Origin of the sequence: Rhodococcus sp. HNM0563, assembly GCF_012726195.1 — a bacterium.
GTDB lineage: Bacteria > Actinomycetota > Actinomycetes > Mycobacteriales > Mycobacteriaceae > Rhodococcus.
In genome coordinates, this window is the sequence record NZ_JAASAF010000009.1 from 205,388 (window position 1) to 225,147 (window position 19,760).

Annotated in this window: 22 protein-coding genes; 6 read left to right on the forward strand and 16 right to left on the reverse strand. The window is 66.0% G+C overall.

Going from position 1 to position 19,760, the window contains the following annotated elements:
* Positions 1 to 116: 116 nt before the first annotated feature.
* The 5 genes from HCA61_RS20560 to HCA61_RS20580 all read right to left on the reverse strand — a co-directional run bounded on the left by HCA61_RS20560 (position 117) and on the right by HCA61_RS20580 (position 3,241).
* Positions 117 to 218 (reverse strand): AURKAIP1/COX24 domain-containing protein, encoded by a 102-nt coding sequence (locus tag HCA61_RS20560; RefSeq protein ID WP_003402602.1) that lies wholly within the window; start codon positions 216 to 218, stop codon positions 117 to 119.
* A gap of 203 nt (positions 219 to 421) precedes the next feature.
* A complete protein-coding gene (locus HCA61_RS20565) occupies positions 422 to 658 on the reverse strand; it encodes a helix-turn-helix domain-containing protein (protein ID WP_054719598.1) in 237 nt (78 codons plus the stop codon).
* 172 nt (positions 659 to 830) lie between these two features.
* Entirely contained in the window at positions 831 to 1,649 is an 819-nt protein-coding gene (gene proC / locus HCA61_RS20570) for a pyrroline-5-carboxylate reductase (protein WP_169690047.1), read from the reverse strand.
* 87 nt (positions 1,650 to 1,736) lie between these two features.
* Complete coding sequence (locus tag HCA61_RS20575) at positions 1,737 to 2,576, reverse strand: thioesterase family protein (RefSeq protein ID WP_169690048.1); 840 nt, start codon at positions 2,574 to 2,576, stop codon at positions 1,737 to 1,739.
* Positions 2,573 to 3,241 (reverse strand): MerR family transcriptional regulator, encoded by a 669-nt coding sequence (locus tag HCA61_RS20580; RefSeq protein ID WP_169690049.1) that lies wholly within the window; start codon positions 3,239 to 3,241, stop codon positions 2,573 to 2,575. Before HCA61_RS20580 ends, HCA61_RS20575 begins: the two co-directional genes overlap by 4 nt.
* Before the next feature lie 88 nt (positions 3,242 to 3,329).
* Between HCA61_RS20580 and HCA61_RS20585 the strand changes: the two genes are divergently transcribed.
* Positions 3,330 to 3,746: a hypothetical protein gene (locus HCA61_RS20585; protein ID WP_169690050.1), complete on the forward strand. Its 417-nt coding sequence runs from the start codon at positions 3,330 to 3,332 to the stop codon at positions 3,744 to 3,746.
* On the opposite strand, the gene HCA61_RS20590 is transcribed toward HCA61_RS20585, so the two are convergent.
* The 3 genes from HCA61_RS20590 to HCA61_RS20600 are packed head-to-tail and all read right to left on the reverse strand — an operon-like array spanning position 3,705 to position 6,881.
* Complete coding sequence (locus HCA61_RS20590) at positions 3,705 to 4,691, reverse strand: sugar phosphate isomerase/epimerase (protein WP_346777615.1); 987 nt, start codon at positions 4,689 to 4,691, stop codon at positions 3,705 to 3,707. The genes HCA61_RS20585 and HCA61_RS20590 overlap by 42 nt on opposite strands.
* Before the next feature lie 10 nt (positions 4,692 to 4,701).
* Complete coding sequence (locus tag HCA61_RS20595) at positions 4,702 to 5,931, reverse strand: hypothetical protein (RefSeq protein ID WP_169690051.1); 1,230 nt, start codon at positions 5,929 to 5,931, stop codon at positions 4,702 to 4,704.
* Positions 5,928 to 6,881, reverse strand: a complete 954-nt coding sequence (locus HCA61_RS20600) for a Ppx/GppA phosphatase family protein (protein ID WP_169690052.1) — start codon at positions 6,879 to 6,881, stop codon at positions 5,928 to 5,930. The genes HCA61_RS20595 and HCA61_RS20600 overlap by 4 nt, the downstream gene beginning before the upstream one ends.
* A gap of 33 nt (positions 6,882 to 6,914) precedes the next feature.
* Between HCA61_RS20600 and HCA61_RS20605 the strand changes: the two genes are divergently transcribed.
* Entirely contained in the window at positions 6,915 to 7,724 is an 810-nt protein-coding gene (locus HCA61_RS20605) for a hypothetical protein (protein ID WP_169690053.1), read from the forward strand.
* 77 nt (positions 7,725 to 7,801) lie between these two features.
* Here the strand turns inward: HCA61_RS20605 and HCA61_RS20610 are convergent, their stop codons facing one another.
* From HCA61_RS20610 to HCA61_RS20620, 3 genes are all read right to left on the reverse strand, one after another.
* Entirely contained in the window at positions 7,802 to 8,491 is a 690-nt protein-coding gene (locus tag HCA61_RS20610; protein ID WP_169690054.1) for a response regulator transcription factor, read from the reverse strand.
* A 64-nt stretch (positions 8,492 to 8,555) separates the two neighbouring features.
* Positions 8,556 to 9,728: an ATP-binding protein gene (locus HCA61_RS20615; RefSeq protein ID WP_169690055.1), complete on the reverse strand. Its 1,173-nt coding sequence runs from the start codon at positions 9,726 to 9,728 to the stop codon at positions 8,556 to 8,558.
* A gap of 161 nt (positions 9,729 to 9,889) precedes the next feature.
* Positions 9,890 to 10,645 carry a phosphoglyceromutase gene (locus HCA61_RS20620; protein ID WP_247273423.1) on the reverse strand — a complete coding sequence of 252 codons (756 nt, stop codon included), beginning with the start codon at positions 10,643 to 10,645 and terminating at the stop codon, positions 9,890 to 9,892.
* A gap of 140 nt (positions 10,646 to 10,785) precedes the next feature.
* Between HCA61_RS20620 and HCA61_RS20625 the strand changes: the two genes are divergently transcribed.
* Positions 10,786 to 12,555, forward strand: a complete 1,770-nt coding sequence (locus HCA61_RS20625; RefSeq protein WP_169690057.1) for an FAD-dependent oxidoreductase — start codon at positions 10,786 to 10,788, stop codon at positions 12,553 to 12,555.
* A gap of 120 nt (positions 12,556 to 12,675) precedes the next feature.
* Here HCA61_RS20625 and HCA61_RS20630 read toward each other — a convergent pair whose 3' ends face one another.
* The 5 genes from HCA61_RS20630 to HCA61_RS20650 form a co-directional block, all read right to left on the reverse strand.
* Positions 12,676 to 13,005, reverse strand: a complete 330-nt coding sequence (locus HCA61_RS20630; RefSeq protein ID WP_169690058.1) for a transglycosylase family protein — start codon at positions 13,003 to 13,005, stop codon at positions 12,676 to 12,678.
* A gap of 421 nt (positions 13,006 to 13,426) precedes the next feature.
* On the reverse strand, positions 13,427 to 13,954 hold the full coding sequence (locus HCA61_RS20635; RefSeq protein ID WP_169690059.1) for a YbjN domain-containing protein: 528 nt from the start codon (positions 13,952 to 13,954) through the stop codon (positions 13,427 to 13,429).
* Positions 13,951 to 15,285: a D-inositol-3-phosphate glycosyltransferase gene (gene mshA, locus HCA61_RS20640; RefSeq protein ID WP_169690060.1), complete on the reverse strand. Its 1,335-nt coding sequence runs from the start codon at positions 15,283 to 15,285 to the stop codon at positions 13,951 to 13,953. The genes HCA61_RS20635 and mshA overlap by 4 nt, the downstream gene beginning before the upstream one ends.
* A 53-nt stretch (positions 15,286 to 15,338) precedes the next feature.
* Positions 15,339 to 16,166, reverse strand: a complete 828-nt coding sequence (locus tag HCA61_RS20645) for an alpha/beta hydrolase (RefSeq protein ID WP_169690061.1) — start codon at positions 16,164 to 16,166, stop codon at positions 15,339 to 15,341.
* A 5-nt stretch (positions 16,167 to 16,171) separates the two neighbouring features.
* The gene (locus HCA61_RS20650; RefSeq protein ID WP_169690062.1) at positions 16,172 to 17,365 is read right to left on the reverse strand and encodes an MFS transporter; all 1,194 of its coding nucleotides are present in this window, start codon (positions 17,363 to 17,365) and stop codon (positions 16,172 to 16,174) included.
* 59 nt (positions 17,366 to 17,424) lie between these two features.
* On the opposite strand from HCA61_RS20650, the gene HCA61_RS20655 reads away from it, so the two are divergent.
* From HCA61_RS20655 to HCA61_RS20665, 3 genes are read left to right on the forward strand one after another with little or no spacing between them, the layout of a single operon-like run.
* On the forward strand, positions 17,425 to 18,198 hold the full coding sequence (locus HCA61_RS20655) for a PIG-L family deacetylase (protein ID WP_169690063.1): 774 nt from the start codon (positions 17,425 to 17,427) through the stop codon (positions 18,196 to 18,198).
* A 28-nt stretch (positions 18,199 to 18,226) separates the two neighbouring features.
* Complete coding sequence (locus HCA61_RS20660) at positions 18,227 to 18,688, forward strand: SRPBCC family protein (RefSeq protein WP_169690064.1); 462 nt, start codon at positions 18,227 to 18,229, stop codon at positions 18,686 to 18,688.
* A gap of 4 nt (positions 18,689 to 18,692) precedes the next feature.
* A complete protein-coding gene (locus tag HCA61_RS20665) occupies positions 18,693 to 19,724 on the forward strand; it encodes a tocopherol cyclase family protein (RefSeq protein ID WP_346777616.1) in 1,032 nt (343 codons plus the stop codon).
* The last annotated feature ends 36 nt before the right edge of the window (positions 19,725 to 19,760 follow it).

The window sequence follows — 19,760 nt, forward strand, 5'->3', positions numbered from 1 at the left end:
AAACGTCCGGTTGCTCACCGTGCAGAAACGTCGAATGCCCGCCACCATGGGTGACGGGCATTCGTCAGGCAGTACTGCTACCGGCGGCAGCTCGCATGCCGATGATCGACAGCGGCCTACTTGCCGAGTTTCCTACGCTGCACGCGAGTGCGGCGGAGCAGCTTGCGGTGCTTCTTCTTCGACATGCGCTTGCGGCGCTTCTTGATCACAGACCCCATGTGGGTTCCCTCGCGTTCTTATAGCGTTCCTGCGCACGCCGGTGACGTACGCCTTCTTCTGTCGGACGCTGGGCCTCGTGGTGACGAGCTCAGCGCCTCACGACACCGGCTGACCGGTACGACGAATTGCAATCGTACCGGTGCAGGAACGACCGGATGAAATCGAGGTCCGCTCCGTGCTCCCACAGCCTTCCGAGCCGGGGTTACCCGACGTCGAAATACGATGTCTCGAGATAGTCGTGAACCGCCTTTGCGTGCACCCGGAACGAGCGTCCAACGCGCACAGCAGGCAGTTCACCGCTGTGTACAAGCCTGTACACGGTCATCTTCGACACCCTCATCAACGACGCCACTTCGGCGACCGTCAGGAATTGGGTACCTGCGAGGACCGACTGTCCGTCTTGGGGTTGACCCTTCGACGGTGTATTTCCTGAAACCATTACACACCTCCGGCACGTCCGCGCCGCCGGCTTCCCCTCCGGCGGAACAGACACGCACGTGCTCATTCGAGCTTAGCGTGACGAATGGTTCCTGTGCGACGATGACGGCCACCAATTCCACTTCTGTCACACCAGTACGGCGTGTCGCGCGGCCCGTCCACCCGATGTTCGGCTAGTCGGAACGGGTGCCTAGCTGCACCGATCGTTGCCGCGCGGCCTCGAGCGCGTCGTAGAACGCGGTACGGATCCCGCCCCGCTCGAATTCTCTGATCGCTGCGGCCGTCGTACCTCCGGGCGACGTCACGGCTGCACGCAGATCCGCCGCGTTCTCTCCGGATCGGGCGAGCATTGCCGCGGAGCCGGTCATGGTCTGCACCACGAGATCCGTGGCGACGGCGCGACTGAGCCCGAGCGCGACGCCCGCGTCGATCATCGCCTCGGCGACGAGGAAGAAGTACGCGGGGCCGGAACCCGAGACCGCGGTGACGGCATCCATCTGCGATTCGGGTACGACCGAAACGGTGCCCACCGATCCGAGCAACTCGCGCACGAGGTCGAGATGTTCGCCCTTCACGTGGCGCCCTGCGGCAAGCACGCTCGCGCCCTGACCGACGAGCATCGGGGTGTTGGGCATCACTCGGACGACGGGAGCACCTGCGGGGAGTTTGTTCTCGTACTGGGCGGTGGTGACGCCCGCGACGAGCGAAACGACGATCTGCTCGGTGTCGTTGTCGAGATCCGCCGAGGCCACGTCGGCGATCACCGGATCGACGTCGCCGGGTTTGACCGCCACGACGATCACGTCGGCGCCCTCGACCGCGTCGGCCGTGCCGTCGGTGACGCGGATCGCATACGCACGCGCCAGTTCATCTGCACGCTCGGGCAGTTTCTCGACCACCACGAGGTCCTTGGTGGCGTAGCCGTTCTGCAGCAGCCCCGAGATCAGGGCCTCACCGATTCTGCCGCCACCGATCACCGCAATTCTCGTCATGGGTGACAGCGTGCCACGGGTCCCCTGTGTGGCACGCATCGCAGTCCCGCGGTCGATGGACCGCCGCTTTTTCGAAGGCGGATCGGGTCAGCGCGGAATCATCGCGAGCTGGCGGGACTGCACCACCACTGCCCCCGACGAATCGACCACGGTGTGATCCGATTCGAACCATGTCTGCCCGAGCACGATGCTTTCATTGGTCACGCGCAGCCAGCCCGGCGCGGGAAGCGCGCGCAGATATACGGTCAGCTGCACGGTGGGTGCCCACCCGAACATGCCGCGATTCATCGTCACGGGCGCCGAGATGTCTCCTGCCATGAGTGCGAACAGGGCCAGCGTGTCGAGGTCCGCCTCATCGACGGGGCGGAGCTTGGTCCACATCGCGATCCGTGGATCGCCGTCCTGGTCACCGCGGAGGAATCCGGCGGTCGACTCGTCGACACGGATGTCGACGGACCCGCACAGGTTCACGATCTGCCCCATCGGATGGTCAGGAGTGACCACCACAACATCCTCGGGCGGCGAAGCGGGCATCTCGGTCGCGGGATGCGGTACGGCGTGCCGCGGCTCGCCGCCGTCGGGCACGCCGAGCGTGATGCTCGCGCGCACCGCGACACGGCCACCCTGTCCGATTGTGGCGTCCACGACGGAGACCTGCTTACCCAGCTTCCGGACCACGGTGGTGATCTCGACCTCGCCCGGGTCGGGCGCGGATACGAAGGACGCGCTCACGGCGAGAGGTTGGACGGCGGGGTCGGCTCCGGCCTCGATTCCGGCGCGGCGGGCTGCGGCTGCGCTCACTGCGAGCAGGCAGCCGCCGTGCACCTTGGGTCCGATGGTCCAGGTGGGTGCGATGTGCGCCGACCAGGCGCCCTCGCCGGCGGCCGTAAGTGTGGTCAGGTCACGGAACGGATGGTCGGTGGTCACTGGATCTCCTGCGGGTTTCGAGCGGGTTCTGTGGAGCCTGGCTGGTCGGTGTCTGCCGCCGCGGCGAAGATCCGGGCGGCACGGTGCTGGTGCGCGAGACGCCGCATCGCGGCGAGTACCGGTTCGTACAACGCGGTGCCCAGCACGGCAGCTTCGACGGTTTCCTGCCGAGTCCTCGTCGGAAGAAGGTCGACGTCGAGGTCGGCAATCTCGCGGATGTGCTCGCCGTAGACGTCGATGCGTCGATCGGACATGGTCAGACCGGCCGAGTCGAGTGCTGCGAGCGCAGCTTCGAGTTGGGCGACCGCAGTGAACTTCGGGTCGTACAACTGCCCGAGCCGTTCGAGCAGTGCACGAGTGCGGGGATAGTCGGCGTCGGGTGGGTTGTCGACATACGGGGGGAGCGCCATCACCGCCTTGCCGAGAGTGACGAACAGATCCTCGTCCGGATTCTCAGCGAGCGCCACCACTGCCTTGATCTTGTCGAGCGGCAGCCCCTGACCTGCGAGCGCGCGAATCAAACCGAGTCGGCGTACGTGCTCGTCGTCGTATCGGGCCTGCGTGGCGCTCGTTGCGTGGCCCGGCATCAGCAGCCCCTCGCGCAGGTAGTACTTCACGGTGGCCAGCGGCACACCGCTACGCGCCGCCAATTCCGAGATTCGCATGTCACCTCCGATTTGCTGTTGACATCAGATACTACAGCTATCCAATATTGGATAGCTGTAGTATCCAATATGGAGAGAGGGGCATCCCATGCACCCCGTGCTCGTCATCGCCGTCGGGGTCACACTGCTGACCGTTGCAGGTATCGCCTTCGGGGGAACCTTCCTACTGCGCATCGCACACGGCGGCGTACCCGTCAACGACCTTCAGAAGTCCTTCTTCCGCGCGGGCCACGCGCACGCCGGAGTCCTCGTGACGCTCGGCATCCTGGTCGCCGTTACCACCGGAGTCACGGGTGCATCACCGGGATGGGGAGCGGCAGGGTCCATCGCCGTGCTGATCTCCGCGATCCTCATTCCGGCCGGCTTCTTCCTCTCGGTTCTCGGCACGGATCCCACACGCCCGGGCCGGATGATGGCCTCGGTGTGGCTCGGCGCCGCGTCGCTGACCGTCGGTGTCGTGATCTCAGGTGTCGCGGTTCTCTGCGCCGGGATCGGCGCCCTCTGACACCTCGGAGCCACCCGGAACCCGCGCTGCCTCCGCATGCGGGACCCGAACGACATCTGCCGCACGCGGGCGCTCGGGACCAGGGGCGATCGCGCTCTGCGCGGGGCGGTCGAGATGCTCTCGCGCGAACGAGAGCGCCCGACCGAGCATCACCGACCGCTCGGACCGGGTCCGCGCGCTCTGCGTACTCACTTCGAGCACGACCTGGCCCGCGTAGTCGCTGCCGGCGAGTTGCCTACACACGTCCGCGCAGGGCTGTTCGCCGTCCCCCGGGATCATGTGTTCGTCCATCGACGACCCTCGACCGTCTGCGAGGTGCAGGTGATTGAGCCCCGCCCCCATCCGGGCTGCGAGCGCGAGCGCATCCATCCCCGCAGTGGCAGTGTGCGACAGGTCGAGCGTGTAGTGGTCGAAGCCGGTGTCGGTCGGATCGAGCGACGGACTGTAGGCCGACACTGCCGGGCCGGGACCGCCACGGCGCCGCAGACGATCGGTACCCCGGTCGCGGAACAGCACGTCCGCACGCATCGGGTACATGTTCTCGACAGACACAGATACGTGGCTGCCCTGCTCGAGAGTCTTCACCTGATCGACGAATCCTTCGGCATATCGACGTTGCCAGCGGAAAGGCGGATGTACCACCACGGTCGATGCACCGAGGATCTCGGCCGCTTCGACCGACCGTCCGAGCTTCGCCACCGGATCCGCACCCCAGACCCGCTGAGAGATGAGCAGGCACGGCGCATGCACTGCGAGGACGGGAACTCCGTATTTGCGCACGAGCCGCAGGACCGACCCCGGGTCCTGACTCACCGGGTCCACCCAGACCATGAGTTCGACCCCGTCGTAATCGAGGTCGGCGGCGAACCGGAACGCCGCCTCGGTGTTCTCCGGATACACCGAAGCCGTCGACAACCCCACCGGGATTCGCCGCGCTGTCACCACGACCGCAGCCTCATCCGTTGGGCAGTAGGAACAACAGCGGACCGAACGCCACGAACGCTCCGACCCCGACAGCGATCAACTGGCTGGTGATGTCGTCCGTACGGCGCAGAACCCGCACCAGTGCCACGAGGCCGACGATCACGAGCAACGCCAGACCGAACGCCACCCACGGCATCATGTCCCACAGCTTCTCGAAGCCCTTGAACAACAGACCGCCGACGACGATCGCGGCGATACTCTCGCCGACGAGCAACAGCCACTGTTTGGCACTGCTCCCAGACCCGTCGACGACGTCGTCCGAATCGGTGTCGGGCTTGCTTTTGCCGGAGGTGCCCTTCGCTGCTGCCCCGCTACCCGAAGCGGCCTTGCCGGAGGGCTTGCTCGGCGCAGCCTTGTTCTTCGACGGGAACTTGCTCTTGGAAGGCGACTTGCCGCCGCCCTCGTCCTCCGCAACACCGATGGTCGTGGTCTCGTCGTCCTCGTTGTCCGCGGCGGTGCCCTGGAGATCGCTTGCCGGGCCGGAAAGCAGTCGAGGCTCGGGGGTCTCGGATACACGCGGCGACGGCGATGCCTGCTTGACCACAGGGACGGACCCGGTCACATTGTCCAGGTGCGCCCTGGCTCGACGGGGTAGAGCCTCCGGACGGATGACCTCGGTCGGCGATTCGACCTTGGCGCCATCCGCGTTCGTGCCCGGACGATCCGGCGCGGCGGTCTGCCCGAACTCGGTCTTGCCGGCGGCGGGTTTGCGGACCGTCGGCGTGCGGACCACGGGGTCGGCAGCGACCGGCTCGACAACAGCGGGTGTCACAGTCGTCGCCTCCGCGTCGGCCACAGTCGAGGTGATCGTCGTCAGCTCGTTGGCAGACGGTGGCACCGGGGTCGACAACTCCGGTGCCACTACCTTCGGGGTAGCGGGCACGACCGGCTCGACCTTCGGTGTCTCGGGAACGACAGGCTCCACCTTCGGCGTCCTGGGGGTCGCCACCGCAGGTGCCTGTGGACTGCGATCGTCCCCGGCCGAACCGCGCCCGGACTCCGGCGTCGCGGTCGGCTGCGCTTCGGCGGCCGGCCGGGTGATCGGTATTTCGCCGGTCAGTTCCGCAACCGAGATACCACCGGAGGTGCCGCGGCGGCGACGGCCACCGCCGCTGCTGCGCGTACCGACCTTCTTGCCGTTACGCGCGAGCAGTTCCGCTACCGATATCTGTCCGGTATCCGTGCCCTTGCTGTCGGTCACTTGGATGCCACCACCAGTTCCCCGCCCATCTCAGTGTCGAGCTTCCGAAGAATCAAACCCTCACGCAACGCCCACGGGCAGATCTCCAAGGTCTCCACCCCGAGCGCCCGCATACTTGCTTCGGCCACCAGTGCACCTGCGACGAGTTGCTGGGACCGGTCCGAGCTCACGCCTTCGAGCTCCGCGCGGTCCGAGGTGGTCATCCGCGAGATGAACGCGATCAGTTGCCGCAGACCGCTCGCCGTCAACGTTCGTCGGACACGAATACCCGCCGACGAGGGTGCTGCACCCGTCAACCGTGCCAGTGTACGGAAAGTCTTGGAAGTCGCGACGCAAAGATCGGGGTCGCCTGCACTACGCAGATGCTTCGTCGGCCCCGCGAGTTCGGCATCGAGCCAGTCGCGTAACGCCGCAATGCGACGCTTGCCGGGAGGATCGTCCCGGAACCAGTCCCGGGTCAGGCGTCCGGCACCCAATTGCAGCGAGTACGCCACGTCGGGATCCTCGTCACCACCGAAGGTCAGCTCGAGCGAGCCGCCACCGATATCCAGATTGAGAATGCGACCGGCACTCCATCCGTACCAGCGGCGCACCGCAAGGAACGTCAATCGGGCCTCGTCGACACCGGACAGCACATCGAGGTTCACCCCGGCCTCGTTCCGAACCCGGGCCAGAACCTCCTCCGAATTTCCGGCGTCGCGGACCGCCGAGGTGGCGAACGCCATGAGTTCGCCGCAGCCGGAGGTTGCGGCGATGCCTGCGAACTCCTCTGCCGTCTCCACGAGCCGATCGGCACCGGAGACCGTCAGGTTCCCGTCGTCGTCGATGTTCTCGGACAACCGCAGCGTTGCCTTGGTCGAGCTCATGGGTGTGGGATGGCCGCCACGATGGGCGTCCACCACCAGCAGATGAACGGTGTTGCTTCCGACGTCGAGTACCCCTAGGCGCACATTGATACGGTACTGGGTCTACCGTCAGGAGTTGTGACAGCAGGTACGTCCGGAACTCGGCCCAAGCTCGTTCCGGCCCCAGAAGTTCCCCTCGACTTTCCACGCGAATGGGTCGAGTTCACCGACCCCGACAATGACGAACACATAATCGCTGCAGACATGACTTGGCTGCTCTCCCGGTGGAGTTGCGTGTTCGGGACGCCCGCATGCCAAGGCATCATCGCCGAGCGACCCGACGACGGATGCTGCTCGCACGGCGCGTTCCTGACCGACAGCGACGACCGGAAGAAGCTGGCCGGAGCCGTGAAGCATCTCACTCCCGACGACTGGCAATTCATGGAGAAGGGCCTCGGGAAGAAGGGCTATCTCGAGGAGGACGAACTCGAGGACGAGCCCGCGCTTCGCACCCGCCGCCACAAGGGCGCGTGCATCTTCCTCAACCGTCCGGGCTTCGCAGGCGGCGTGGGCTGCGCGCTGCACAAGATGGCGTTGCGCCGCGGAATCGAACCGCTCGAGATGAAGCCGGACGTGTGCTGGCAACTTCCCATCCGCCGGACCCAGGACTGGGTCGAACGACCGGACGGCACCGAGATTCTGCGCACCGCGATCACCGAATTCGACCGGCGAGGCTGGGGTGAGGGCGGCCACGATCTGGACTGGTACTGCTCCGGCTCGCCCGATGCACATGTCGGTGCGAAGCCGGTGTGGCAGTCGTACGCACCCGAACTCCGGGAACTGATCGGGAAACCGGCCTACGACGAACTCGCCCGGCTGTGCAAGCGCCGCGAGGGTCTCGGACTGATCGCGATCCATCCGGCCACCGCGGCCGCCGAGCACCGCTGAACCCGCGCGTGGTTTCGATGGCTCCGGTTACCGAAACCACGCGCCGGGCGCCTCGGGCGTCCATCCTCCGGCTTGTATCAGCCCTCCAGCTTGTAACCCAGCCCCCGCACGGTCACCAGATGCTGCGGCTTCGCGGGATCGGTCTCGATCTTCGAACGTAACCGCTTGACGTGGACATCGAGGGTTTTCGTATCGCCGACGTAATCGGCCCCCCAGACTCGGTCGATGAGCTGCCCACGAGTCAGAACGCGCCCCGAGTTGCGCAGCAGGTACTCGAGCAGATCGAATTCCTTCAGAGGCAGGGCCACGTCCTCGCCGTTGACCTGCACGACGTGCCGGTCGACGTCCATGCGCACCGGACCGGCGGCAAGCACCGCGTCATCCTGCCCGATCTCGACGTCCGGGTCGGCGCCTCGCCGCAATACCGCACGGATCCGGGCGATGAGCTCCCGCGCCGAGTACGGCTTGGTCACGTAATCGTCGGCGCCGAGTTCGAGTCCCACGACCTTGTCGATTTCGCTGTCACGCGCGGTCACCATGATGACCGGCACGCCTGAACGGCTCCTCAGCTGCTTGCACACATCGGTACCGCTCATGCCCGGGAGCATCAGGTCGAGCAGGACGATGTCCGCCCCACCCCGGTCGAACTCTGCCAGCGCTGTGGGCCCGTCCCCCGCAATCGTCGTCTCGAACCCCTCCTTGCGCAGCAGGAATGCGAGCGGATCCGCCAGCGACTCCTCGTCTTCCACGATCAGCACACGCGTCACCGTTGCGTCCTCCGTTGATTCTCTGTCGTATGCCACCCGATTCCGGGTGCGGATCCGATCGGACTCATTGCCCGACCGTCGTATCGTGCCGCGTTGCGGCGGGCTCGTCGTCGCCCTTCTCGAAATGGGCGGGGATGAGCAGTGTGAATGTCGAGCCTGTTCCCGGCTTGCTCCACAGCACGATGTCGCCGTGGTGATTCGCCGCGACGTGCTTGACGATCGCCAGACCGAGGCCGGTACCACCCGTTGCCCGCGACCGCGCTTTGTCGACGCGGAAGAAGCGCTCGAAGACGCGCTCCTGGTCCTGACGCTCGATCCCGATCCCCCGATCGGTTACCGCGATCGCGACACAGCCGTCGCGCAGCGATCTGCTCACCGTCACCGGACTGCCCGGCGGGGAATAGGCGATCGCGTTCTCTATCAGGTTGGTCAGCGCCGTCACCAACAGGAGATGATCGCCGAGCATCTGATATCCGTTCGGACGGTCGGTGTTGATCTCGATGTTCGCGTTCTCGGCGGTGAGCCGGGTGCGGTCGAGGGCGTCGTCGATCACCGTGTCGACATCGACCTCCTCGAGGTCCGGGAGCTTCTCGGCGCCCTGCAACCGCGACAACGCGATCAACTCGGTGACCATGTTGCCGAGCCGGGTCGCTTCGCTCTGGACCCGCTGCCCGAAGTGGCGCACGCTCTCCGGGTCGTCGACGGACTCGAGCAGGGCCTCGGCCAGCAACGCCATCGCGCCCACCGGAGTCTTGAGTTCGTGGCTGACGTTGGCAACGAAATCCCGGCGGGTGGCTTCCATCCGGACCTGCTCGGAGTCGTCGTATGCGTAGAGCACCACGAAACGCGGATCGTCGTCGAGCAGCTTTCTGGCGACGCAACGCACCGCGACACGGTCGCGTCCGTGCGGGCTCTTCCGGCTGAGGTCGATTTCGACAGTCGTCCCGTCATCGAGGACCCGGCCTGCGGCGATCCATGCGCGTTCATCGAGGAGCCGTCGGCTCACCAGGCCGAGTTCCTCGGCGCGCGGGTTGTAGAGAATGACGTCGTGGAACTTGTCGACGACTGCGATACCGGTGGAGGCGCCGTATACGACGCGGTCCAGCACGGTCGCCATCGTGAGTTCGTCGTCGCTGCCTCGGTCGCTACGTCGGCGCGACCACATCACTGAGGCGGCGAGCAGTGCGCCCAGGATTGCGGCGACAACGGCCACCAGGACGATCTGCAGAACATTCACGATTCGAATCGTAATGACACCTGTCCGTGCAGCCACAGGGGGTCGTCAACACTCACTGCACGTCACAAGCCATTTTTCAACGGTTGGTCCGGTGTTCACCCGAAGTTTGCCGGACCCCGCGCGACGGAGAGTCACGCGGGGTCCGGTTTGCCTGTTCACACCTATTTCGCACCCTGGTTCGCGACCGCAGCAGCGCCCGCCGCGGCAGCCTCGGGGTCGAGGTAGGTTCCGCCGGGATTGAGCGGACGCAGATTCTCGTCGAGGTCGTAACGCAGCGGGATACCGGTCGGGATGTTCAGCCCGGCGATGTCGTCGTCGGAGATTCCGTCGAGATGCTTGACCAGGGCCCGCAGCGAGTTTCCGTGCGCGGTGACCAGCACCGTCCTACCCGCCAGCAGGTCCTTCGAGATGGTCTCTTCCCAATACGGGATCAGCCGGGTGACGACGTCCTGCAGGCACTCGGTCAGCGGCACCTCGTCGACGCCTGCGTAGCGCGGATCCTGGTCCTGGCTGTACTTCGAACCGGGCTCGATCGCAGGCGGAGGAGTGTCGTAGCTGCGGCGCCAGAGCATGAACTGCTCCTCACCGAACTCACTCTTGATCTCGGCCTTGTTCTTGCCCTGCAGGGCGCCGTAGTGACGTTCGTTGAGTCGCCAGTCGCGCACCACCGGGATCCAGTGGCGGTCCGCAGCATCGAGAGCGAAGTTCGCGGTGCTGATCGCACGACGCAGCAGCGAGGTGTAGAGAACGTCGGGGAGGACGTTCTGCTCTGCGAGCAGGGCGCCTGCACGCTTGCCCTCGGCCACGCCCTTGTCGGTGAGGTGCACGTCCACCCAGCCGGTGAACAGGTTCATCGCGTTCCATTCGCTCTCGCCGTGGCGGAGCAGAACAAGTGTTCCGATACTCATGGCTCCAATCCTGACACGATCGCGTGGGCGATTCCTCCACGGGCGCGTCGAATGTCCGCTATATCTGACAACGCGCGTTGCCATACCTGTCGGGCGCCGCCCGACAGGCGCCACCGCGAACCGGGGGTATCCAGTTGACCGAATTCCGCATGACCCGCCGCACCGTCCTGACCGCATTCGGCGCACTCGGCGCTGCGGCCGCCTTGCCCGGGATCGCCGACAGCCGGCCACACGCCGGGATCGCACCGCGCTCCCCCGCCCTCCGTTCGACCGGACGCCGTGTCGCCGTCCTCGGCGGCGGGATGGCCGGGCTCGCAGCAGCCCACGAACTCATCGAGCGCGGATTCGAGGTGACGGTGTTCGAACCGACCGCTCTCGGCGGCAAGGCCCGCAGCATGCCGTCTCCGGGCACCGCAGCAGGCGGGCGTCTCGATCTTCCCGGCGAACACGGATTCCGCTTCTTTCCCGGTTTCTACCAGCACATTCCCGACACGATGCGCCGAATCCCCTTTCCGCACAACCCGAACGGAGTCTTCGACAATCTGGTTGCGGGCCCGGCGTTCCGCATGTCGATCCCAGGAGGACCGGATCTGACGGCACCGAGCGCCATCGACCGGCTCGATGTGTACGACGCCGAGTCGCTGCAGCGTTCACTTGCCGCCGCATTCTCACTCGGCGGCGCCATCCCACCGCACGAACTGTCCGTCTTCCTCCGGAAGCTCACGATGTTCTTGACCAGCAGTATCGAGCGCCGCGATCACGAATGGGAACATCAGACGTGGTCGCAGACACTCGAAGCCGAGGGGAAGTCGAAGGGCTATCACGACATTCTGGTATCTGCATTGACCCGGCAGCTCGTGGCCGCGCGTCCGGACAGGGTCTCCACCCGCACCATCGGCATCATGGGGCAGGCCTTCGTCTGGAATGCGATGGGTGTCGTGCCGACCTACGGACACCTCGATCGCCTCCTGTCGGCACCGACGAACGAAGCGTGGATCGACCCGTGGGCCCAGCTGTTGCGAGACCTCGGTGTCAGGTTCGAAATGGGCTGGGCAGCAGAAGGGTTCGACATGTCGGGCGGGAAGATCACCGGCGCCCGCGTCGTCGACACCGCGGGAAGTCGCGCACAGGTCGACGCCGACTGGTTCGTCGCCGCGATGCCCGTCGAACGCGCCGTTCCGCTGTGGTCACACGAGATGCTCGATGCCGAACCACGTTTGGAACTCATGCAGCACCTGACCACCGATTGGATGGTCGGAATCCAGTACTTCATGCGAAGGCCCACTCCGATCGCCGCCGGACACGTCGCCTACCTCGGGACGCCGTGGGCGCTCACGTCGATCAGCCAAGCACAGTTCTGGCGTGGATCGTTCGCCGACCGGTACGGCGACGGCAGCGCGGTCGACTGCCTCTCGGTCGACATCTCCGATTGGGACACCCCCGGAATTCTCTACGGCAAGACCGCGAAAGAATGCACGGGCGAGGAGATCGCTCGCGAGACCTGGGCGCAGATGAAGATGTGTCTCGACGACACCGGCGAACAGAATCTTCGCGACGAGGATCTCGTGTCGTGGTTCATCGATCCCGGCGTGCGCTGGAATGCGGCGGAAGGCCGCAATACCAACGACACCCCGCTGCTGATCAATACGGTGGGATCACACGCGAATCGGCCCGATGCCCGTACTGCGATCCCGAATCTGTTCCTGGCGGGCGACTACGTGCGGACCGACATCGACCTGGCAACCATGGAGTCTGCGAACGAATCCGCCCGTGCCGCAGTCGGCGCTCTGCTCGATGCCGCCGACTCCCCTGCGCCGCCGCCTGCGATGTTCACGCTGCACGAGCCGCCCGAACTGCAGCCGCTGAGACAGATCGACGCCGATCGCTATCGCTCCGGACTGCCACATCTGCTTGCGTGAGCATGCCGCGCGGCCCCTCGACAGCCTCCAGCACCCCTCGACAGCACTGTCCCGCGCGTACGGGGTACGCGCGGGACAGGCCACAAATCTGCTGGAGCGACCAGCTCAGAGGCGATCGGATCAGAGGTACTGACCACAGACCGGCCACGCACCGGCGCCCTGGCCTGCGAGAACGTTCTCGGCAACGCGGATCTGCTCGGCCTTCGACGCGTTGCTGGCAACACCGCTGCCGCCGTATGCCTCCCAGGTGCTCTGGCTGAACTGGAGACCACCGTAGTAGCCGTTACCGGTGTTGATGGCCCAGTTTCCGCCGCTCTCGCACTGAGCGACGGCATCCCAATTGCCGGACGCTGCGCTCGCGGTGCCGGTTCCCAGGGCGAAGGGGGTGACGACGAGGGCAGCCGCGGTTGCGACGGTGCCCAGGGTGCGCTTGATGTTGAACTGTGCCATGTCTGGTGAATCCTCTCGGCTGCTTTTTGCGGGACCCGGGACCGAATGTCGGTCGGATATCGATCGCCGGATTGTCGGCGGCCCGATTTGTCTCGCACTGCCCCTCGGGTATGTATTGATCCGGTTTTCCCGCGGGGCAGATTCAGCGGCTGCGGGTCCGGTGTAACGACCGGTTCGTTGTCGGTCGATAACAACGTTAAACGCCAATCACGAAAAGGTCACGGACCGGTTTATTGGCACATTCGTGCAGAAAAATCCTTGATCAACAAGGGTTTCACCAGGTGAGCAAATGGAACCAACTGACATCCGACACGGAATTACACGATCATTATGTGGGGACCGTCACAAAATAATCCTGTACAGACCTCTCGAATCGGACAATACAAATGCGTCCGAATCGCGTCGAATCCGAAGTGTGACGTTATTTGCCGGTACTACTCGGCGGTTCGAAATCCGTCCCGGTCTCCTGCTCGATGAGGTGCCGGAACGGTTCGAGATTGCGCAGAGATTCACCGCGGGAGACGCGCCACTCCCATTCTCGCTTGATCGACGTGAGGAAGCCGATCCCGAGAATGATGTTGAAATCGTAGTCGGCGGCCTCGAGGACCTGACCGAGCACTGCGTCGAGTTCCTCCGCAGTGACGGATCCCTCCGAGAACCTGCCGACGAGATAGATGTCGCCGATCTTGTCGAGGGTGTACGCCACCCCGTACAACCGGCGATTGCGCCGCAGCAGATATTTGTAGACACCCTCGAAGTTCTCGTCGGGCTTGCGGCACACGAACGCCTCGACGCGGAGACCGTGCGTTCCGACGGTCAGCAGTGTGGTGGTCTTCAGCTTGTTCTCACCGGGCAGTTCGACCACGAAATGGCCGCCCTCCTTCGTCGAGAACTCCAGCTCCCGATCGCGCAGTGTCGCCTCGATCAGTTCGCTCAGCCGTTCACTCACGCCTTCACTCCGCTCGTACGACGCAACTTCCACAATCCCCGCTGCCTGCGCAACGAATACTCGGTCGAACCGGGCACCCGGTTCCGACGCATACCTGCGCGCCGGTAGCTCTCGAGCAGGCCCTCCGCAGTGTGTTCCCACGAGAAGTTCTCGGCGTGCTTCGGCGCGGCCGCCGCATATGCGGCGAGCCTGCCCGGGTCGGAAACGAGCGACCCCAGCGCGGCCGCCCAGTCGTCGATGCGATGTCCGCCCACGAGCACACCGGTCTCACCACCTCGCACCGCGACACCGAGTCCGCCTACATCGGCCGCGATGACCGGGGTCCCGCAGGCCTGCGCTTCGATCGCCACGAGCCCGAACGATTCCGAATAGCTCGGCACAGCAACGAGATCCGAGGCCCGGTATACCTGGGCGAGACGTTCGGACGGCTGGGGAGGCATGAATGTCACCTGCGCGGCGATCCCGAGATCACGGGCGAGCTCGATCAGTGAATCCGGTCGTTCGAGCCCGCTTCCCGACGGTCCGCCGACAACGAGCACTCGCAACGGAATGTCGGGCGCATCCGCGATCGCCTGCGCCGCAGCGCGCAGCAGCACATCGGGAGCCTTGAGCGGCTGGATCCGGCCGACGAACGTCACGATCGTCTCTCGAGGATCGAGCCCGAGTTCGGCCCGCGCAACATCCCGGTCGCCCGGACGGTAACGCGACAAGTCCGCTCCCGGCGCGACGACGTCGATCCGCGACCGATCAGCACCGTAGATGCGTTCGAGCGCGGCGGCCTCATCGGTGGTGTTCGCGACCATCCGGTCCGATTCGGCGACGACCTGCTGTTCCCCGATCTGGCGCGCTGCGGATTCCGGCTTGTCGCCTGCGGCCAGGGAGGCGTTCTTCACCGCCGCCAACGTGTGTGCGGTGTGGACCAGCGGCACTCCCCAGCGATCGCGGGCAAGCCACCCGACCTGGCCCGACAGCCAGTAATGCGAGTGCACCAGGTCGTAATAACCCTGGGGGTGCCGGGCTTCCTCCCGCAGGACGCCTGCCGCGAAAGCACACAACTGCGTGGGCAGATCGTGCTTGTCCAGGCCTTCGAACGGTCCTGCCTCGATATTGCGTACCAGAACGCCAGGAGCGGCATGCTGCACGGCCGGATCGGCCGACGACGTCGCGCGGGTGAATATCTCCACTTCCACGCCGCGACGCGCCAGTTGGATTGCGGTCTGCAGGACGTACACGTTCATGCCACCGGCGTCGCCTGTGCCGGGCTGGGCCAGCGGCGAGGTGTGGACCGATATCACGGCCACGCGGTGCGGGCGGCTGGGCTGGGACGTCACCCCTCCATACTGCCTTGCCGGTCGGTCCCGCCAGGAATCGACCTCCATGCCGGCTATGCGTCGACCGACTCGACGAACTCGGTCACCTCGGCCACGAACCGCGCGGGATCCTCGACGAACGGACCGTGATCGACCCCCTCCCAATAGGACGTCGACGCGTTGGGGAGCAACGACTCGGCATGGCGTGCTGCGGATACATCCACCACCGAATCCGCGGTGCCGTGCAGGAGGAGAACCGGGATCTCGAGGCTGCGGAGCAGGTCGTCATTGCTCACGGACCGGTCGAACAGCGCGGCACGCACGTGGGGAGCGGTGCTGAGCGAGGCACCGAACAACGCCTGCGACACCACGCCCTTCCCTTGGGGCGGTCCTGTCAGCGCGTTCCCGAACGAGCCGAGCGCCGCGATCGCCTCGCGCGGCTTCTCCGACATCGCTGCGGGGATCGCGGCGCGCATTGCCGCGCCGACCTTTCCACCTCTTTCTCCGCGTCCGATGCTCGTGATCGCGCCGACGAGCACCACACCGGACACCTTCGCGGAGCCGTACTTCGTGAGGTAATCGCAGATCACCAGGCCCCCGTAGGACCACCCGAGCAGCACCGCATCGTCCGCGTTCTCGGCCTCGAGCACTGCATGCACGTCCGCCGCCCAGTTCTCGGAGTTGTCGTAGCCCTCGCGCGGAGCCCCGCTGTACCCGTGGCCGCGCAGATCCAGGGCGATGACCCGGAAGTTGCGTGCGAGATCGCCGAGGACTTCCTCGCCCCAGCATCGCGACGACTGCGCCCAGCCGTGCAGGAGTACGAGCGGACGGGCGGATTCCGGCCCGAACGTGCGGTAGACGATCGGGGTGCCATCGCTGCTGGAGACTTCACGCACTGTCATGGCGGTCACTGTAGCCGCGCGCGCAGGTGGATCCCGGCCGCGCATGCCACCGCGATCAGGCCTGCCACGACACCGACCCCGTATCCCGCACCTGCGTCGACCCGGTCGATGACCTGGCCGACGAGGGCCGACCCCGCAGCCACGCCCACACCGAGACCCGCCACGGTCCAGGTGATGGCCTCCGTGAGCCGATCGGACGGCACGATCTGTTGGGTGAGCGACGTCGCGACGATCATCGTCGGCGAAATCGCCGAGCCGGCGAGCAGGTACAGCATCGCGAGCACGGGTACGGATCCGGCGAGCAGCAGCGGCCACAGCAGCAGTGCGACCAGGGCGGTCGCGATCAGCAGTTGCCGGGTCAGCGACGATGTCGTCGCTCGTGCACCGAAGATGATGCCGCTGAGCGCCGAGGCGAAGGCGAACAACGCGACCACGACGGTCGCTGCTCCGGGCACACCGTGTTCCGCGGTGAACGCGACCCCGACGACATCGATGACCCCGAAGATCACACCCATCGCGAACATGACGGCGATGAGCGCGACGAGCACCGGCATCCGTAACAGGTTGACGCTCGGCATCTCGGCCGTGCGGGACTGTACCGGCGGCTCGGTTCCGCGCAGCCCTGCGAGAACGAACGTGCCCACCAGAAGCAGGATGGCGCCCAGCAATGGGCCTGCCTCGGGAAACAATGCGATGCTGAGTCCGACGGACAGGACCGGGCCGACGATGAAACACAACTCGTCGATCACCGCTTCGAGTGCGAACGCCGTGCGCAACTGCGATGTCCCTCCGTAGAGCTGGGTCCAGCGGGAGCGCACCATCGCCCCGATCGTCGGCATCAGACCTGCCGGGATCGCGCACAGGAACAGCAGCGGCACAGGCCACTCGAACCGCACACCCAGGAGCATCGTGAGAGTGGCGGCCGCACTGATCGTCGCGGCCGCGGGCAGGACGCGGTACTGACCGAGCCGGTCGACCGACCGCGACACCAGAGGTGTCAGGAGTGCGTACGACAACGCGAATACCGCCGACAGCGCGCCGCCGAGCGCGTAGTCGCCGCGCAATTGCGAGAACATCGTGACGATGCCGATCCCGATCATCGCGATCGGCAGGCGCGCTACGAAACCTGCCGCACAGAATGCGACGGAACCCGGCGCAGTGAACAGATCGCGGTAGGAACCGCCCGATTTCTGTGACACCTCTGTGGGATTTCCTCTCTCGGTACCGCGCACGGCCGCACCGTGCCAGCATGCAGAATATGAGCGTTCTGGTCTGTTTTCACGCGCACCCCGACGACGAGGTCTTCACCACGGGCGGAGTGATGCGGCTGGCCGCCGACGCGGGCCACCGCGTGGTCCTCGTCGTCGCGACGGACGGGGCGGCCGGTGAGCACCCTCCGGGGCTGCTGTCTGCGGGTGAATCGCTTGCGGATCGTCGGATGCGGGAGCTCGAACGATCCGCGGAGGCGCTCGGAGTGGCGCGGCTCGTGCAGCTCGGATATCCGGATTCGGGGATGGCGGGGACCCCGGAGAACGGCAATGCGGCGGCCTTCGCGAACGTCGACGTGGGCGAGGCGGCCGCGCGATTGGCATCGATAATCGAAGCCGAACGCGCCGACTCGGTCACCATCTACGACCCCGACGGCGGCTACGGGCATCCCGATCACATCCAGGTCCACCGTGTCGGGGTTCGGGCAGCGGAATCGACCGGTCACGACGCGGTGTACGAGTCGGCCATGAATCGCGATCACCTGCGACGGCTGTTGGCGGCGAACCCCGAGGTGACGAGCGAGGCACAACCGCCCGACCTCGACACGTTCGGTCTACCCGAATCCGAACTCACCACCGCCGTCGATGTCACCGGCACCATCGCCGCGAAGGTCGCCGCCATGCGTGCCCACGAGTCTCAGATCGGCGATTTCGGCCCGATGCTCGCCATGTCCGAAGACCAGTTGAACGCCGCGTTCGGAATCGAGTGGTTCCGGCGACGCGGCAACGCCCCGGGCCTGCAGGAGACGTCGCTGCGGCTGTGAACGGGAATCCCCCACGAAAGGCGAATCTGTGGAACAACGAATCACTCTCACGCGATCGATCGCTGCGCCGCCGAGCGCGGTGTGGGCTGTTCTGACCGACCTCGACGCCGCTCCGGAGACGCTCCGTGGCGTCACTTCCGTCGAACGCCTCGACGACGGCGAGTACCGGGTCGGAACCCGGTGGCGCGAGACACGGGTGATGTTCGGCAAGGCCGCGACCGAGGAGATGCAGGTCGTGGAGGCGGTGCCCGCGCAACGCACCGTCGTCACCGCAGAATCCGGTCGCGCGCGCTACCGGACGATCTTCGAGCTGACGCCCACAGCGGCCGGAACGGATCTGACGATGGAGTTCTCGGGCGTCTCCGGCCCACTCGGCGCCGCGGCGCAACTGCTGATGACGGTTGCCGGTCCACTCGCGAAGCGCGCGACCACGAAAGCGATGCGTCAGGATCTCGACGACATCGCCGCCGCGACGGAACGATTGGGATAAAGGGGTGTCGCTGCTCAGGCGGTACCGCGAAGGCGGCGCGACCCTGCCGTTCGGCGATCTGCTCACCGCGCACGACGTGGCCATGGAGGGCTATTTCTGGCGGTTCACCCAGCCCGACACCGGGAGGGTGGTCATCGCGCTGTGCGGGATCAATCGGGCGCCCGACGGGAACTGGGCGACGCTCGGGCTGGCAGCGCATCCGGGCGGATTCCTCCGCACCGAAGCGCATCCGGAGGGCACCGCGCATCCGAGCAGGTTGGGTGCCCTGGCCGGTACCGCATTCAGCGGCGGCGCGGACCGCGTGCAGATGGATCTCGGGCCCGACGCACAGCTCGACGTCCGCATCACCCCGAGCCTGCCGTGGCCACGGCGCCGATTCGGTGGTTCGAGCGTGTTCCAGTCGGTGCCCGCATTGAATCAGTATTGGCATCCGTGGCTGCTCGGCGGGTATGCGGAGGGTCGTGCGGTGCTGGGCGATGAGGTGTGGGAACTCGACGGCGCCCAGGTGTACGGCGAGAAGAATTGGGGACGAGGTGGTTTCCCGGACTCCTGGTGGTGGGGGCAGGCACAGGGCTTCCGGGATTCCTCGGCGTGCGTGGCCTTCGCCGGCGGGGAGATCCGCACCGGGCCCCTACGCACGACCGTGACTGCCGTCGTAGTGGCGCTGCCGGGTGGCCGCGTCATCCGGCTCGGCAATCCGGTGGTGTCCCCGATCCGCGCCCACGTGACCGACGAATCGTGGTCACTGCGCGGCGGAAACCTTCTGTGGAGCGTCGAGATCGAAGGGAACGCCCCACTCGGACGTGCGCACGTGCTGCCGGTACCGCTTCCCGCGGAGCGCCGTAATGTGGCCGGCTCGATCGAGCATCTGACCGGAACGCTGCGCGTGACAGTCCGGGCGCGCGGCACCGTGGTCTGGGAGGACGAATCCCCGCTCGCCGCACTCGAACACGGAGGCCTCGAACGGGCTGAGGCCGAACTCCGTCGCCGCGGGTCCAGACCGGACGCAACAGACGCATCTCCCTCCCCACCGTAACGAATCCGTAACTGTCGCTAACGGATACATGCTCGT

Bases quoted from the DNA above. Each gene is read 5' to 3' on its own strand.
- HCA61_RS20560 (WP_003402602.1), bottom strand. From the start codon at position 218: ATGGGGTCTGTGATCAAGAAGCGCCGCAAGCGCATGTCGAAGAAGAAG.
- HCA61_RS20565 (WP_054719598.1), bottom strand. From the start codon at position 658: ATGGTTTCAGGAAATACACCGTCGAAGGGTCAACCCCAAGACGGACAG.
- proC (WP_169690047.1), bottom strand. From the start codon at position 1,649: ATGACGAGAATTGCGGTGATCGGTGGCGGCAGAATCGGTGAGGCCCTG.
- HCA61_RS20580 (WP_169690049.1), bottom strand. From the start codon at position 3,241: ATGCGAATCTCGGAATTGGCGGCGCGTAGCGGTGTGCCGCTGGCCACC.
- HCA61_RS20585 (WP_169690050.1), top strand. From the start codon at position 3,330: ATGCACCCCGTGCTCGTCATCGCCGTCGGGGTCACACTGCTGACCGTT.
- HCA61_RS20625 (WP_169690057.1), top strand. From the start codon at position 10,786: ATGACCCGCCGCACCGTCCTGACCGCATTCGGCGCACTCGGCGCTGCG.
- HCA61_RS20630 (WP_169690058.1), bottom strand. From the start codon at position 13,005: ATGGCACAGTTCAACATCAAGCGCACCCTGGGCACCGTCGCAACCGCG.
- HCA61_RS20645 (WP_169690061.1), bottom strand. From the start codon at position 16,166: ATGACAGTGCGTGAAGTCTCCAGCAGCGATGGCACCCCGATCGTCTAC.
- HCA61_RS20655 (WP_169690063.1), top strand. From the start codon at position 17,425: ATGAGCGTTCTGGTCTGTTTTCACGCGCACCCCGACGACGAGGTCTTC.